Below are 15,812 nucleotides of genomic sequence, written 5' to 3' on the forward strand. Positions count from 1 at the left end.
GATCAGGGCTTGATGGTCGGGTATCGCCATTATCGTCTTTGATCGCCATTCCCCCTGGCGGTTCACCATCCCGCGAAGCGCATCCAACACCGGCGGCAGCATTCGGGCCAACCGTTCGGCCTGCGGCGTCGGGACCATGCCGCTCGAGCCGCGAACCAAAAGATCGTCATTGAAAATGCCACGCAGCCTTGTCAACGCTCGGCTCATCGACGGTTGGCTCAGGCGCACGTGCCGAGCCGCATGCGTGACGTTGCGGTGCTCCAGCAGCGCCTCGAGAGACAACAGTAAATTCAGGTCAATGGATGCCAGCATTTGCTGTTGCCGTGGGGCGCGAGCTCCCTCGACAATCAGTCGGGGCCGCTCACGCGTGTTTGAAGAATTCTGCCAACCGCAAGAGAGCTCACCCATGTCTTTTTCCTCTTGTTTTAATGTGGAATGTGCTCACGCTACGTCTTGAGATCTGGCGTGCGGTGTAGTCGATGCTGCTTAGCACATCAGCAATGTCCACCAACCGGGTGGTCGACATCTTCAATACATGGGTCTCGATCAGCGAAGCGAGACAGTCGAATACTCGACGCCGACGGACCCGGGGACGAGAGCCCTCTTGCGCGGATCGGCTCAACTAGTTTGATGTGTGACCGCAGCCGCGAGTTCTTCGCTCCCGTGCCAGCATAATCGGGTACAACCTAACTGGGTAGTTGGTCTGCGGTCATCGCCATCCACCACAGCACATTAACCACGCCTCGGCGAGGCCGGAATGCTGCCCTGATTCACTTGGTCGCGATCAGCCTCATGCTGGCAAGTCCGCCGCCTCCAGCTTAGCAAGAAAGCCGTCGCACCATCGATAGACATCATGCCCGATGAGACTGTGCTTCATTGCGTTCCAACGGTCTTTCCGTTCGTCTGGCGACATGCGAAATGCCTTTTCCGTGGAGGCCGCCACAGCCTCTGGGTCATAGGGATTTACAAGCACCGCTCCCTCCAATTCGCCAGCGGCGCCGGCAAATTGCGAGAGCACGAGGACGCCCGGATTGCTTGGGTCTTGCGCAGCCACGTATTCCTTCGCCACCAGATTCATGCCGTCGCGGAGCGGCGTCACCAGGCCAACGCGTGCCAGTCGATAGAGGCCGGCCAGTTGCAGCGGGCCATGGGAACGATTGGTGTAGTGTACTGGTACCCAATCGATGGTTCCAAGTTCCCCATTGACACTTCCCACCAGTTCGGCGATGCGCTTTTGCAGCGCCAGATAGGCCGGTATTTCCCCGCGGGATTTCGGGGTAATCTGCAGCAGTAGCGTCTTGCGGACGCGATGGCTGTTACGATCAAGGAAATGGCGAAACGCCATGATGCGCTGATCGATGCCCTTGGAATAATCCAATCGGTCGACACCAATGGCGACGTCACAGCCAGCAGTCGTCTTGTAAATTTCCTGCAGATCCCCGTCGCGCGTCGCTAGCTCTGCGAGGCTTTCGAACTTGGCCGTGTCGATACCGATTGGAAAAACCCCGCAGCGGAACTCCCGCCCTTTGACTAGGCAGCTACGGTCTTTCATGAGCAGCCCTAAGTTTCGGCGGCGTAGACATTCGGCGAAGTTGTCAAGATCGTCGTCGGTTTGGAAGCCGACAAGGTCATAGAACGAAAGCGCTTCCAGTAATTCTTCGCAGAGCGGCACGGTGGCGAGGATGTCCGCCGGCGGCCATGGTATGTGCAGGAAAAAGCCGATCCGGTTGCGGCAGCCGCGCTCGCGCAGTTCTTTCCCTAGAGGGATCAGGTGATAATCCTGCACCCATATGACGTCGTCCTCGCGGTGGAGCGGCATCAAGGACTCTGCGAAGAGTCGGTTGACGCGGTAGTATCCTGACTTTCTCGCATCGTTGTATTCGGCGAGGTCGACACGGCAGTGGAAGACCGGCCAAAGAACCCTGTTGGCGAAGCCGTAGTAATATTCGTCCAGATCCTTCTGCGAGAGATCGGCAAGGGCATAGGTGATGCCGTTGGCCTCCTGCATCGTCGGTGACACCTGGTTCTTCTCGGTTTTCACCTTCCCCGACCAGCCCATCCAAAGGCCGCCTCGTTGCTGGAGCGCGGCGTTCAGCGCAATGGCCATCCCGCCCGGGGGCAGTGACCCGTGCTCGTCGGGCAACGCAACCCTGTTGGAGACAATGACCAGTCTACCATCTCCACCGTCCCCAACGACACCCATAAGGTTCTTCATGGTCACTCCTGTTGACTGACAGCTTTTGGCTTCGATCTCAGCCAAGTTAGGGACGGTCATCAGGTGGGACAATCTCATTAGGCGTATGGCAGAATAGCGAACACAAATAGCCACTAAGTGGGCCGATTCCCTACGACCACTAGTCTGGCAGACCGGCGCCTCCGGGTTCGCGACGAGCGCATCATCCTCCCAACTATCCCAGAGCTTTGTCCCCACGTCTTCGCATTCGCCCGAGCTCAGTTAGCGGTCGGCGAGGGCTGGGGTGTCCACCGGGCGGAGCTTCTGCTTCGCCCACTCTTCCTCGGCGGCATAGTGTTCGATGGGGTAAACCGGCCTCAGCAACCGTGTGAGCGGCGCCAATCTGGAAGCCGCAGCTTCTCCGACACTTGCGGGCTACCTTCCTTGCCTTCTGCCCCGACAGGCTGCGCTATCGGCAGAGCGCTGCGCAGGAAGGGAGCAATACCCAAATCTTGAGTTCTTCGCGCGTCGGTTCTTCCTGCACAGGGAAGACTTAATTCTTCCGGGCTCCGGGTGAGGCGCGCGCGGCGGATTCACTGGGCTGAGCTGTGAGGGAAGGTGCTCGCGTGCCGCAGTGACGCCCAAGATTGCACGGCAGGGTTGCAAATTGGGTGATCTGTGATAAGGAAATGTGAAATCAGAAGAGGCCTGTTGAAATGAAGCGCATGCAAGAAAAGGACATTCCCGCATTCGTGCAGGACGTGGTCGCAACGGGCTGCGATATCTGCGCCGTCGGTCCGAGTTGTTACTCCCTGGGCGATACCGATGTTCCGCGCGACAAGCGTAGGGGATTGTACAAGAAGCTCGGCGAAATTGATGCGCGCTACGGGAGCCGCGATCACCTGCGTTACCAGATTGCGGCGCACCTGGCCTCGATTGGCCGCTACATCGACGCGCCCCCAAAGGAGGAGGAGGCCTGGATCGATAATGAAACACCCGAGTTGGCCGAGGTCACGCCTTACGACGTGGCGCACTTTCAGACTTACGCCGTCCTGCTGATGTCGGAGGCGATGGGCCTCGATTGGCGCAAGGTGGCACGAGCCATCTTGAACATTGACGCAGAGCGCCAGCCGGAACGGGCACGTCTGGCTTGGAGATCCCACCTGGCGCGGGCGCGGTGGCTAGCGACGAGCGGCTGCGGGCAGCTTCAGAGCGATCGGTTGCAATAGCCGCCGCCCTACGGGAAGCTCCCATGACCAAGGCAGCCGTTTTCAAAGGCAAACATGGAACTTTTCGAGCGGCGGCGTGTCGAAAAAACTGCAAGCTTTTTTCGTTCATACGCTAATCGAGTACCAGATCGACACGTCCAGGACGGCTTGGCATCATCAGGATGGAATGTTCGTTACGCTGCTCAATGCCGTCCTTGTGATGGCGTTGAGCAGAAGGCGAGCTCCAGACCTTAGGCGTTAGCCTAGCGTTTCGCGGCTGGCTTCTAGATTGGAGTTGTTTTGTCTTCCCATGCCAAGTTGCCGCCGATTAACTCGGGGCAGCCGTCCTTTGCCCAACGGCATAGCCGCCAGTTCTTGCGCGTTCGGAAGGTTGGTCGTCCGATTGATCGTTTCCGTTCCTCAGAAGTCGCGAGGAGATTGGGAGGGCAACGGTATTCATCTAGAAGCTAGGATGCGCTGCTTTGCCCCTGCCCGGCGACTTTTTCAGGCGTCCACAATCATTGCATATATGGGTGCTACGGAGCGTCCGAACTGGGAACAAAACAAATCGGGCGAGGCTTGATCATGACGACCCCCAACCGAGGGAAATCGCCCGCACAGCTTTTCCGGCATCTATCGGCAAAGTGGCCTGCGGCGTTCAATCCGAAAGCGCCCATGCCGCTTAGGATCGGCATCCATCATGACATTCGCGTGCTGGACGGCGAACTGTCAGATGATGAATTGAGGAGAGCCCTGCGCGCCTATACCAGCATGCCCAGGTACTTGGCGAGACTGAATGCTGGCGCTGTGCGGGTCGATCTTGATGGCGAGCCGGCCGGCGAGGTATCGGATGCGGAGGCGGCGAGCGCCAAGGCTTTGCTGTGCGCCCGCAAGAACAAGGAAGAGACCAAGAAGACGCCGGAGCCAAGGGTGCCTGATGCCCCGCCCCAACCGAAGCCGAAGCAAACGGCCGTGTTCAACGCGAAAAATACGGCTGGAATAGTCGTTGAGACGAAGCGTCGCCGGTCTTTCCGAAAGCCGATGGCTTGAGCGCCACAGATCTCCCAAGACTCAGGGCTTCCGAGTAATAGCCATGATGAAGAGGTCGATGCCCCAGAGCAACATCTCCGAGTCAAACGACGCCTCTTCAACCGGGATTGCCTCGCTATGGTAGCTGTGTCCTGCAGGATGGCGCACGGGGTGCAGCTGCCTACCTGTGGAAGATACGCGTGAAAGCCCTTTTCCGGAAGGCGTTTGCCCCTCGTCCGCACCAACCAACCCCTTGCGTTTGTCTCCAGGCAGGCTCATCCTGCCGCCTGCGCGTCTGCCGCCCAGCGCTGCTTGAAAAGATGCTCTCGACCGGCGTCAAACCACCAGCTTTGTGATCATAGCATCGGGGGCACAGTTCGGCCGGACCGCGGCAATTTCGAGAGCGGCGAGATCCGCTAAGCCCCACATTTTTCCGCTATTCCGGCGATGCATTCCTCGAGCCGCTCGAGGCGGAATTTCGCAATGCGAAGTTCATTCCCCGCTTCAAAACGTCGATGGCGCCCCTGTGGCGTGGTCGCCATGAGGTTGCGCTCCAGTTCCGCGATGCGCACACGCATCTGCCGCGCCTCATCCTGACGCAAGGCCTTGATCCATCCCCGTCCGCGCATCAGTCTTCCTGCCCGCCCCAAAAGTCATGCAAACATGCCATCGAGACCCTAATTTGCGGCAAGCTGAAACGCTCGAAATTTAACTTCCGCTAACGCGAGGAGACGAAACAGCGCGGCGAGACAGTCAACAAAGCGGACACGACCACCGCCCATCCCTTGTCTGTCGAACCCGAGGTGATGGTGGTCAGCATCAACCTGAACTCGTCAACGTGGGCAGCCATCAACCAGCATCGGCATTTCTGCGTCAACGTGCTTCGAGCCGACCAGATGGCGATCGCCGAGCGGTTCGCCGGACGCGGTGGCCTGAAGGGTTCGGCTCGTTACGAAGGAGCCAGTTGGTCTGCTCTGGCGACCGGCGCACTGGCACTTGAAGTTGTGCGCGACAGCCACGCGCTCGTCCTCGGCAGCGTCCGGGATGTGGCCAGCGGAGAGCCGGGTCTGGCTCTGATCTATCATCATGGCGCTTACGGATCGTCTTGAGCGAGCGGTACGCCGTGAGTGGGCCGCAGCCACGCGCTTTTATTCTCCTTCTGGCCCGTTGAACAGTCGATCTACCGCTCAGCCCGGCTCTGGCGCAGCGCCCACGGCAGGCGCCGCTTCCATCGTTCACTTCGCGGCAAAGGCACATCTTTCTGCCACCGCTTCTTGCGGCGAGTTCGTCCAGTCGGTGTGTGCGATGCATCCGGAACCGGCGCTTGCTCAACCGTTGCGCGCTCAGGAAGCGATGCGTCGGGCATGATCATGTCCTTGGCCTGGGATACTTCTTCAGAGGTGGTGAACACGGGCTGGGAAAGATTTTCGCCAGGACCAATCGGCTGCCGCGTCGCCTCAGCGACCGCACCTTTCGTGTTCGCTTTCGCGACATCGTTCGAGATGGCTGCCAGGTCGATGCCGACCCAGATCGACTCTGGCCGCTTTACGAGGCCACGCTTCTGTCTGATCTCGACGACAAAGGGTCGCCTGCTGCTTCATAGTGCTCTCGGCGGACTTGGGGGATTGCGAACGTCGTCTAAGCCCATCGCGCGCCGTCGTCCACCCGCCCCCACGCATTTTCCACATCAACCCAGCACCCTCATGGTGTCCGCTTCCGGCACGCTGTAGAAGCCAGGTCCTGACCGGATGAAATTGGTCTTTGGCTTCTGTCGCGGAACAGGATATTGCGTACCCACTCGCGCGAGACAGCCTGTTGTACATCTGCGCCGCTGACCCTCGAATCCCGGTGGTTGTTCCGCGTTCGCCACGACCATTAGCAGTACCAACATTAGCAATCGCTGGTGCCTAGACGTGACGGTCAGGCTTCAATGACGGGGAAGTGGGAGGATTGCGCGTTTACGAGGCGTGCTGGTCGGCCGCTCAATCGAAAGCGTCATTTGAGGCGCTGCCTCTCCCGCCTGCAACCGGGAGACACGCTCGTCCAATTCCTTGTCTACTTCCGTGAGACGATGGTTGAGGCGAAGGTAGTCCGTCCAGGTCGGCGTGCGGAATGTCTCTGTCCATTGCATGGGCTTCTGCAGGTTGCGCTGAAGCGTCCAGTTCCGAGCACCGACGCGGCTGTGGATATGCCTGCGCTGCCGCATGAGCTCGAGGAAGGCCTCGACATTTTTCTCGGCTATCCGATATTCGACCTTGACCACGATAGGACCGCTTCTCGGCTTCAAATTGAGAGCGACAGCCGGGGCGTCGAATTCCTCCAAGGGATCGGGCTCGGACTCGCGGCGCTCGCGTAGAGGAAACAGAATGCCAGCTGCGGCGACGAGCAGCAGCGCTCCAGCGGAACCCTCCAGCGCCCACGTCAGGGAATGGCTTTGGGAGACCGTGCCCCATACCCAGCTGCCGGCCGCGATGCCGCCATCTATCAATGCATAGTAGATCGAAATCGTGCGCCCCACGACCCAGCGCGGGCTCGCCAGCTGCACGCTCACGCCAACCCCGGACCAGGCGGTGACCCAGCCGGCGCCGCCCAAGGCGAGCGCAAGTGCGGCCACCGGAATCGAAGAGGTCAGTGCAAGCGAGAGGGAGCAGGCCGCGCAGGCGACGCACGCGAGCTTCATCAGACGTTCTTGCGACAAGCTCCGTCTGAATGTGCCGTTGGAGATGCCGGCGAAGACGGCGCCCGTCCCGAAGCCTGCCATGAGCGTGCCATAGGCGAGCGGTCCGCCTCCCAGATGATCGCGGACTACCAGCGGCAGCAGTGCGAGAATGGCGATGCTTGCCAGGCCAAACAGGGTTCCGCGTGCGATCGCCGCCTTGATTTCCGAAGACATCGCCGTGAAGCGCAGCCCGTCATAGATCGCCGTCCTCATCGACTCGCGCGGGAGAGGCGAAGAGCGAACCTTCCACTTGCAGCGCCATATCGTGCCCAAAGGGACCAGATAGGTGAGTGTGGTCACGGTAAAGCTGCCAAAAGCCCAAACGAGGCAACCACGATGCCGCCGAGCGCCGGGCCCACGGTCCGGACCGTGTTGAAGCCGACGGAGAGCAGGGTCACGGCGGCCGGGACATCGCGGCGGTCGACGATATCGCCAACCGAGGCCTGCCAGGCGGGATCGTGAAGAGCACCCCCGCATGCGATCAGGAAGCTGAAGCCGAGGATCATCCACGGACTGACAAAGCCCAGCGCCACAACCGCCGTCAGCATCGCAGATCCTATCACCATCAGGCAGCGGCCGGCGAACATGACCCTGCGACGGCTGAAATTATCGGCGAGGGCTCCGGCGAAGACGGACAAGATGAAAGCGGGCAGGTTCGATGAAGCCTGCACCAGCGCAACCATCAGATCGGAAGTCGAGATCGTCGCCATCAGCCAGCTGATGGCGACAGTCTGCATCAACCAGCCGAGAGAAGAGACCTGGGTAGCGAGCCAGATCGAACGAAAGGTCGGCTGCATGAGGGGCGCAAACGTCGTCGGCGCAGCCAAATCTTCAACTGATCCAGCCACTCTACTCATTTTTTGCGAGCCTTTGCTTTCCGTTATCGGCCGTCTCGCATGTAATCTCGACTGAACCGTGGCGGCTGGCAAAATTGAGAGAAACTCTTTTGCCTCCGACGAATGCGGCCACAGGTGTTTTGCAGACGAGACCCAGACCCGAGCCGGCTCACTCTGCCTTCGAAGACATCACCTGGGTGGAGCCCAGATTCTTGCTTGTCGTTTGACTCAGCATGCTTCATCCGAGCGTTACTACGCCACGCTGACCGCTTTCGTCATCGAAAGGCAAGCAGCGATCACCGATCTTGCGGTCGACAATGTTTTGTAAGCTGATCGGCAGCAACAGTCGCAAGGCCGAAATCAGCCGAAAGGAGCGCCGCCTGAAAGAGGCTGACGTTCTCGATGGGGTGGCCGCGATCATCTCAAGCTCGGCTGCGCGGCGCTTCTGTCTGCCCGTGAAAGCAACACCAGTTTCGCATCCGCGATCGCAACCTCCCTTGGCTGGGACGGGTTGATCGCCAGCATGGCGGCAGCCAATTCTGTCGTGCGCCCTGATCGCAGCGACGAGTTCGACGAGCTGGTTGAGCGACACAAATCATTGCGCAAGCTGGGCGGCTCATGTTTCTATGACGCGGTGACTAGAGACCGTCTTGCGGTCGATGAATCGATTGTGATGTGGCTACGAGCTTCGTCGGTGATTCAAACATCCACTTTGAGGCAATCGCCTGAATTGCGCCCAGCAAAAGACGGTCTTTCGCCCTGCCAAAAATTTGCAACGCAACCATCAGGCGGCCCTGCGTTCCTTCAAAGCCTTCTCAAAGGCATCCTTGATCGGCTTGGACATGTCCTCGCTAGCCCTCATCATCACAACCTGGAAACCCTTGGCCTGCTCGGCAAACTTTTCCACCTGTTCGCGAAGGAAAGCGGTCTGCAGTTCGATGAACTCGGACAGCGACTTCACGGCAACCAGCGCTTCAAGGTGCGTGAAGCCGGCTTCGGTATTGGCGCGCAGAGCGGCAATCATCTTCAGGGACACCTCGTTGCCGGTCGTCGTGGCTGTTTCAAAGGTCGACTCAAAAGCCCTTTGTGTCGTTTCGGCGTCCGAACTCAATTTGGAAAGTGCCTGCTTCGACTGCTCAAGGCCCTGGTCGACAACAGCGCGAACTTGCTCGGCAGCCGCGGACGGGTCGAAGGCGGGGGATTCGAAGGTTTCGATCGTTTCGGTCTTGCCAGGGAGCTTGGACATTTTTCCATCCTTTTCCAGGGGCGGCCTCAAAGCAAAGCCGTCTCCTGAAGGTACGAAACCGTCGCAACGGATTTATGAAGCCCACATGAAATTTGCGCGAGCGGGCTACGCCCGGCGTTGCCCAAATCGGGGTCGCCAATGAAGGCTGCCCGCAGGCGCAGAGCCTTCTACCTGTTACGGCACGCGGAGATCGGGAGCTTCCAAAAGAAAGTCCTGGACTATTGGCGCTTCCTTCCGTTGACATCACTAGGTGTTACGTTGTCTCGGGCGCGCGACCGATACAGCTGGCCTTCTTGGCGGAATGCACCGACGGCTGCAGTCACCGGAAGGCGCTGTGAGCACCTTCCGGTGCGCTTGCGGTGGCGCGAGAACTCATGCAGGAACCCGCGAGCCGTAAACGAGCGCCTAGGGGATTTGTGTTTCGGAGCGTGCCAGCGCCTGTCGCGAACGGCCGCATCGGGTGCGCAGGACGAGTTGAACGAGAGGCTTCCAGGCCAGGTATCCGAAACTTGTCGCATATTTCGGAGATGACCACGGTCGAACCCGATAGCGACCTCCGCTCGCGCCTGACCTGAGGAACAATGCACCCATCCCCGAACGCGCGAGTACGAACGTGTGAGCCGCTTCTGCACTACGCCGCGCTGTTCTTGACCAGGCGCAGTTCTTGGTTGCCCAGCCGTCGGGAAGCGGGCGTCCCGCCTTTGCGGCTCGTATGCTGAGCGAAGTCGGAAATCGGGCAGGGCCGGCCAAGTAGGTAACCCTGGATCGCATCGCACGCTTCTTGCCGCAAGAAGGTCAGCTCCGCGTCCGTTTCGACACCCTCTGCCAGGACCGGGAGCTTGAGGCCCCGAGCGAGGCCAAAGACCGCACGCATGACGGCAGCCGCCTCATCGCTGATATCCACCGCCCGGATAAGAGACTGATCGACTTTGATCTTGTCAAACGGGAATGCCCGCAAATTCGATAGCGACGAGTATCCGGTGCCAAAATCATCCATGGCGATTTGAACCCCAAGGCTTTTGAGCTGGCGCAGCGCGGCGAGCGCGCGCCCCATGTCCTTGATCAGGCAAGTTTCCGTAATTTCCAGCTCGAGGCGGGACGGATCGAGACCGGTTTCTTTCAGAATCGCCCCGACCAGCTCGGGCAAATTCCCGCCATGGAGTTGCATGGCCGAAACGTTGACGCTGATTGCTAGCGGTTGTTGCCAGCTTGCCGCTTCGGCGCAGGCGGTCCGCAGCACCCATTCACCGATCTTCAGAATGGCGCCACACTCCTCCGCGATCGGGATGAACACCGCCGGCGGAACGGCGCCCCGTTCCGGATGATCCCACCGGAGCAGCGCTTCGAAACCGAATATCTCGTTGGACAGGAGTTCCGCCTGCGGTTGATAGACGAGGCGCAGTTGCTTGCGCGAGATCGCATGACGGACGTCGTGCTCGAACTGGCGACGATCGCGCAGATGCTCACCCATGGACGGCTCGAAAACGCAATAGACGCCCCGCCCCTGCATTTTGGCCTCATAGAGCGCGGCATCGGCATGGCTCAGAAGCGTCTCCCGATCGGGTGCATCGTTAGGGAACACAGCAATGCCGATGCTGGTGCCGATGGTGACGCCGGCGGGCAGGTTGGCCCCTGTGTCATTGAATGCGTCCAAGATGGCTTCAGCGGTGCGCGTTGCATAGGCGGCGCTCGGCAGACCGGGAACGATCACAGCGAACTCGTCGCCGCCCAAGCGCGCAACCATCTGCCCTGGCTTAAGGACACCACTGATCTTCTCGGCCACACACTGCAGCACGGCGTCTCCGACGAGATGGCCGAAGAGGTCGTTGATCTCCTTGAAGCGGTCGAGATCGAGGAAGAGGACGGCAAGGCACCGCTCAGCGCTGCAATGCGTCGTAAACTCGGCCTCGAGCTTTTCGTTGAAGCTCGTGCGGTTTGGAAGCTTGGTCAAGGGATCGTGGTGGGCAAGGAACTGGATCTCCTCCTCCGCCCGCTTGCGCCCGCGGATATCGCGCACGGCAAGAACACGGTGTTGCTTGCCGGCATAGAGCATGCTGTGCCGGATCAATTCAACCGGGACCGTACTGCCGTCCGTCGCGCATAGCCCCACCTCCAGTGGCGTTTGCAGTGTGCCCGTGAGCTCGCCTTGGGAAACCGTGGGAAAGAAGGACGCGAGCGGGCGGCCGGCTGGCTGAGTGCCGTCCACGCAGGCAAGCGCGGCGAAACTGCGATTGGCTGCCACAATATCGGTTTCGTTGCACACGATCAGCCCCTCCACGGCCGCGTCGGCCAGCTCCTGCATACGCGCTGCCTCGCCGGCGCGACGCAGATCACGCACATCGAGGGCGAGGCCGATGATGGCCAAAAGGATGATGACGATTGAAACGAGGGCTACGCCAGTTGCCATCCAGTCCCCCGGCAACGCCGTCGCGGAAATGACAATGCGCGGGTCTGGCATGATTGCGGCGGCGGCCATCGCCGTGAAATGGTGGCTGCAAATCGCTACCGTTAGCACGACCGCGCCCAGCGCCTTCCACTTGACCGTGTTCGAGTGAAGGGCAACCGGCAATGCGGTCGCGCCGAACAGCCCACCAAGAATGATTGAGGCGGCGACGAGCGGCACATCCCAGACGACGCGGCCCTCGATCTCGAATGCGGCCATTCCAGTGTAGTGCATCACCGCGATGCCGCCCCCGACGACCGCGCCGCCGATCCAGCGCCCATGTGGAATGCGCGGTGAGATGCCGATCGTGAGACCGGTGCCGGTCAACGCGATCGCGGCCAGCAACGACACGATCGTCAAGCCGATGTTATAGCCGCTCGACACAGCGGGCTGGAATGCCAACATGGCTATGAAATGCGTCGCCCAGATGCCGAAGCCGGTGGCGATCGCGGCGACGGCTAACCAGACCCGTCGCATTTCGCTTTCACTGCGCCCGACATGGTGGAGGAGATTCACAGCCGTGAAAGAGGCCAGGGCGCAGATGAAGGCCGCCAGCGCAACCAGACGCAGATCATGCTGCGTCGCAATGCAAGTGTAGACTTTCAACATGCTCTTCCCCCAGGCAGGATGATCACCCGTCTGGGGAGAAATCTACGGCCAAAACTTGAATAAAGCGCTTAAGCGGAAAATCCGCTTCGAGCCGGCGTTTGCGGTCGACGATGTCGCCGGCGGAGATCGAGATCCAGCGCAAGGGCTAATCGCTGCGCATAATCTTTGCTTCAAGCGCGGCTGCAACGAAAGCTTTTCGAGCGGCTGGTAGGTGGGCCTCACCCACGCAATACCTGCCGACAGGCGTCCATCGCTGCCTTCCGTTTCTCGGTCTGACGATGAAGATCACGCAGCAGGATAGCGGCTGCATCACTAACATCGAACACGATGCGCTCTGAGCTATGGCGGCTAACCTGAACAACGACCCGCCTCTCAAATCTGCTCAAGCCGGTCATCTCTGTGCCCCCAAGGCGACTATGCGGCAATAGGCTCAGCTCGTCTTCTTCCCGAGCCGAGCGCTTTCCCGCTGGATCGTGAAATCTCGTGAACAGGCGCTTCATCGACACTCGCCGACACTTGCAGAATGTGTTGTCAGGGCAATGACGGTTAAAGAGGAAGGCAGCGGCGTGGTGCCCCCTGGTAGGCAAGCAGGCCGATTCCAAACATACTGCTGCGAGAGCGGCTCACCGGATCGCAAAAAATCTACATCGTTCCGACCATTGCGTACGAAACGCTTGATACATCTTGATGCTTCGTCACAGGGCTACTCCCAGTGCTTGCACAAGGATTTGCGGCCTTCAGCCTACCTGAGCAAGGCGGCCGTCCCCGTCGAGATTCGAGACAACCAGACCATCGCCGCCAAAGTACCGGTCTTGCTATTCGAGTACCTGCTTCTGACCAAACGGCTTCGCAGCAATGCCAGGAATGTCGTCAATCCGGACAGGTTTCCCGATTAAATAGCCCTGAGCTTCATCACATCCGACGCGGCGCAGATAGTCGAGTTGGCCGGGAGTTTCGACGCCTTCGGCCGTTACCTCAATTCGAAGCTCATGCGCCAACTCAACCAATGATCTCACAATCGCGGCGCAGTCCGCGTCGGTGAGCATATCCTGGACAAAAGATCGGTCGATCTTGAGCCGCGAAAGAGGCAATTTACGAAGATAAGTGAGTGATGAATAGCCGGTACCAAAATCGTCAAGAGCAACTGTTACGGATAACGAACTTAACGATTGTAATAACGAAATTGTTTCTTCAAAATTCGAAATCAGAACATTCTCTGTAATCTCGACCTCCAGTCTCCGGGGCTCCAAACCGGCTTCAGCCAAGGTCTCTAAAATTCCATCTAGCAAGGCCTTGTTCTTAAGCTGCACAGCCGACAAGTTGACGGAGACCCGCAAGTCGCGCGGCCAGCGCGCAGCCGCCAAACAAGCCGTTTTGACAGCCCAGTGTCCGATGGAGTGAATCAGACCCGTTTCTTCAGCGATAGGTATGAACTCCGAGGGAGGGATCGCGCCAAGGGTCGGATGCTGCCACCGCAGAAGCGCTTCAAAACCTCGGATGCGATCGCTCCCGAGATCGAGAAAGGGTTGAAATGCAAGCCAAAGCTGGTCGCTGGCGAGCGCAGATGCCAGATCGCGTTCAAGGGCATGGCGCCTTGTGGCAGCTTCATCGTCGTTTGCGCTGAAAAACTGGATGGAACCCGTCCCCAGCGTCTTGGCCCTGTGTAGCGCGGTGTCGACGCAGCGCAGGAGTTGATTGGCATCCAAACCATCAGTGGGCGCCAAGGCGATACCGATAGAGGCCCTGCAATATATTTCGCGTGCTTCAATCATGAAAGGGGTGCGCATGCCATCTATGATCTGTTGGGCTAAGGACCTGATTTGATCTGGCCTAATATCGCACGTGACGATTATAGCAAATTCGTCGCCCTCCAATCTCGCGATGCCATCGCTCTCCCGCGTCGATTTCCGAAGTCTCGCAGCCACTTCGACCAAAAGGGCATCCCCTATTGCGCGGCCAAAGCGATCGTTCACCTCGTCGAAATTGTTAAGATCGAACAAGAGTAACGCAAAGTGCTGGTCAAACTGCTTTGCGTCCACCAACGCGTTTTCCAGTCGCTCGTTGAAGCTGAACCGGTTTGGCAAACTCGTTAGAACATCCCTGCGAATGGCATTTTCGCTTTCCGCTTGCAGAATGAAGCGTCGGGTAAATTCGGACGCGTGAGCAAGCACGGCACGAAACAGCGTGATGGCGTAGCTCACCATCAGGATTGCGACGGGCACATTGACGGCTCCATCCAGCCACACAATCGCAACCGCTGAACCGACGAAGATCGGCAGCGTATACGCGACGGCCGCAATAGGAATCGTGGAAAAAGAAGCGGCACCGCCTGCGATCATGCCAGCGCTCAGGCAGGTAATGACAACCTGGGCGGCACTCGTTGCTCCTCCGAAGAACAGAACGGGAAGTGCACCCCACCAAGTGCCGAACAGGAAGGCGTTTCGCACCAGGTTTTGCGTTGTCCGGCGAGACACTGACCTTGGTTTGACTGACTGAAACGATGATCTCGCTCTTAGGCCTACGAACCCAGCGGCGGCGATGATGACACTCGCCCAGAGGATGGCTTTCGTCTGGTCGGGCGAGCCCCAAACCGCGATAACAAAAGTGGCCGCATTGAGTATGTTCGCAACCATGCCAAGAAGCGTGCTGCGAAGCACGATACTGACCTGCTCCGCCCTGATTCGGCCGGCAAGTGGTTCGATTGTCGAGGGCCCGCCAAAAGCCCACAAATCTCCCGCCAGAAGGTCACCGAACCTTGCGGCAGACCGACGCTGCATCACTCTTTCACTCCCCCGCGCCAGAGTAGTAGCTTCGTGTGGGTCCCTAGCACAGAACAATTCGGAAAAAAGTAAATTTCAACCGCAAAATTTGGATACCCAAGTTAAGCCAAGAGCTCCCAAAATTCGAAGATAGCGAAAATCGCGATGCTCCCTTAGGGCATCGCCGACCCAACCTGATCCCAATTATGCCCGTTCGCCCTCCGCCTTGTAGTTGGCTAACCAAAAGAACCGCAGGCTTTGCTGCCAAAGCTCGCTGGCACAGAAAATCTACACTATGCGCCCTGAGGACCTTTGGCTCTCCCCGGTCGGATCAGCCGGGCAGCATCGTCATGATCCGGTAGCCCCCTGCAGCCATGCTGAGCTCTCACCCTTTGAAGGCTGGCAACTCGACGAGCCGTCCCGAGGTCCGGCACACAGGAGGCCTTCTCCACGATCATGTCAGCGCTGCGGGACGTAGGCGAGTTCGCTGTGGATCGCAGAGATGCCGTCTCGATCTCCTCGAAGGCGAAGCAAGCCTGCTCGTCGGTTCGCGCCGTCGTTTTTTCGGACCAAGGTTCGCCCCAAAGAAAAGGGCGGCATTTCTGCCGCCCCTCGAGATTGTTGAGGTGCGTGGACCTTAGAAATCCATACCACCCATGCCGCCGCCGGGCATGCCGCCCGGCATACCGCCGGCAGCCGAGTCCTTCTTCGGAGCCTCGGCGATCATGGCTTCAGTGGTGACGAGCAGGCCGGCGACCGAGGCCGCGTCCTGGAGAGCGGTACGCACGAC

The 15,812-nt window shown here is 59.3% G+C and carries 8 protein-coding genes and 2 pseudogenes; 3 read left to right on the plus strand and 7 right to left on the minus strand.

Features of this window, described 5'->3' with window-relative positions; all coding sequences use genetic code 11:
- Positions 1 to 312 (minus strand): LysR family transcriptional regulator (locus EOA38_RS10715; RefSeq protein WP_245480811.1); only part of this gene is annotated, 312 nt, incomplete at its 3' end.
- A 478-nt stretch (positions 313 to 790) separates the two neighbouring features.
- Entirely contained in the window at positions 791 to 2,215 is a 1,425-nt protein-coding gene (locus tag EOA38_RS10720) for a trehalose-6-phosphate synthase (protein ID WP_245299531.1), read from the minus strand.
- 674 nt (positions 2,216 to 2,889) lie between these two features.
- On the opposite strand from EOA38_RS10720, the gene EOA38_RS41105 reads away from it, so the two are divergent.
- The gene (locus EOA38_RS41105) at positions 2,890 to 3,402 is read left to right on the plus strand and encodes a hypothetical protein (protein ID WP_348627517.1); all 513 of its coding nucleotides are present in this window, start codon (positions 2,890 to 2,892) and stop codon (positions 3,400 to 3,402) included.
- A gap of 564 nt (positions 3,403 to 3,966) precedes the next feature.
- The gene (locus EOA38_RS10735) at positions 3,967 to 4,431 is read left to right on the plus strand and encodes a ProQ/FinO family protein (RefSeq protein WP_066991372.1); all 465 of its coding nucleotides are present in this window, start codon (positions 3,967 to 3,969) and stop codon (positions 4,429 to 4,431) included.
- Positions 4,432 to 4,826: 395 nt separating this feature from the next.
- On the opposite strand, the gene EOA38_RS10740 is transcribed toward EOA38_RS10735, so the two are convergent.
- The gene (locus tag EOA38_RS10740) at positions 4,827 to 5,039 is read right to left on the minus strand and encodes a hypothetical protein (RefSeq protein ID WP_066991369.1); all 213 of its coding nucleotides are present in this window, start codon (positions 5,037 to 5,039) and stop codon (positions 4,827 to 4,829) included.
- A gap of 126 nt (positions 5,040 to 5,165) precedes the next feature.
- Here EOA38_RS10740 and EOA38_RS10745 point away from each other — a divergent pair.
- Positions 5,166 to 5,519 (plus strand): annotated as a pseudogene (locus EOA38_RS10745) (flavin reductase family protein); the annotation flags it as partial.
- 818 nt (positions 5,520 to 6,337) lie between these two features.
- Here the strand turns inward: EOA38_RS10745 and EOA38_RS10750 are convergent.
- The 4 genes and pseudogenes from EOA38_RS10750 to EOA38_RS10775 form a co-directional block, all read right to left on the minus strand.
- Positions 6,338 to 7,926 (minus strand): annotated as a pseudogene (locus EOA38_RS10750) (MFS transporter).
- An 823-nt stretch (positions 7,927 to 8,749) separates the two neighbouring features.
- Complete coding sequence (locus tag EOA38_RS10760) at positions 8,750 to 9,211, minus strand: phasin (RefSeq protein ID WP_127299173.1); 462 nt, start codon at positions 9,209 to 9,211, stop codon at positions 8,750 to 8,752.
- Positions 9,212 to 9,842: 631 nt separating this feature from the next.
- Positions 9,843 to 12,263 carry an EAL domain-containing protein gene (locus tag EOA38_RS10765; RefSeq protein ID WP_127299171.1) on the minus strand — a complete coding sequence of 807 codons (2,421 nt, stop codon included), beginning with the start codon at positions 12,261 to 12,263 and terminating at the stop codon, positions 9,843 to 9,845.
- 815 nt (positions 12,264 to 13,078) lie between these two features.
- The gene (locus tag EOA38_RS10775) at positions 13,079 to 15,040 is read right to left on the minus strand and encodes an EAL domain-containing protein (RefSeq protein ID WP_127299174.1); all 1,962 of its coding nucleotides are present in this window, start codon (positions 15,038 to 15,040) and stop codon (positions 13,079 to 13,081) included.
- Positions 15,041 to 15,812 lie beyond the last annotated feature (772 nt).

Source organism: Mesorhizobium sp. M1E.F.Ca.ET.041.01.1.1, assembly GCF_003997355.1.
Classification (GTDB): domain Bacteria; phylum Pseudomonadota; class Alphaproteobacteria; order Rhizobiales; family Rhizobiaceae; genus Mesorhizobium.

Bases quoted from the DNA above. Each gene is read 5' to 3' on its own strand.
- EOA38_RS10720 (WP_245299531.1), bottom strand. From the start codon at position 2,215: ATGAAGAACCTTATGGGTGTCGTTGGGGACGGTGGAGATGGTAGACTG.
- EOA38_RS41105 (WP_348627517.1), top strand. From the start codon at position 2,890: ATGAAGCGCATGCAAGAAAAGGACATTCCCGCATTCGTGCAGGACGTG.
- EOA38_RS10735 (WP_066991372.1), top strand. From the start codon at position 3,967: ATGACGACCCCCAACCGAGGGAAATCGCCCGCACAGCTTTTCCGGCAT.
- EOA38_RS10740 (WP_066991369.1), bottom strand. From the start codon at position 5,039: ATGCGCGGACGGGGATGGATCAAGGCCTTGCGTCAGGATGAGGCGCGG.
- EOA38_RS10760 (WP_127299173.1), bottom strand. From the start codon at position 9,211: ATGTCCAAGCTCCCTGGCAAGACCGAAACGATCGAAACCTTCGAATCC.
- EOA38_RS10765 (WP_127299171.1), bottom strand. From the start codon at position 12,263: ATGTTGAAAGTCTACACTTGCATTGCGACGCAGCATGATCTGCGTCTG.
- EOA38_RS10775 (WP_127299174.1), bottom strand. From the start codon at position 15,040: ATGCAGCGTCGGTCTGCCGCAAGGTTCGGTGACCTTCTGGCGGGAGAT.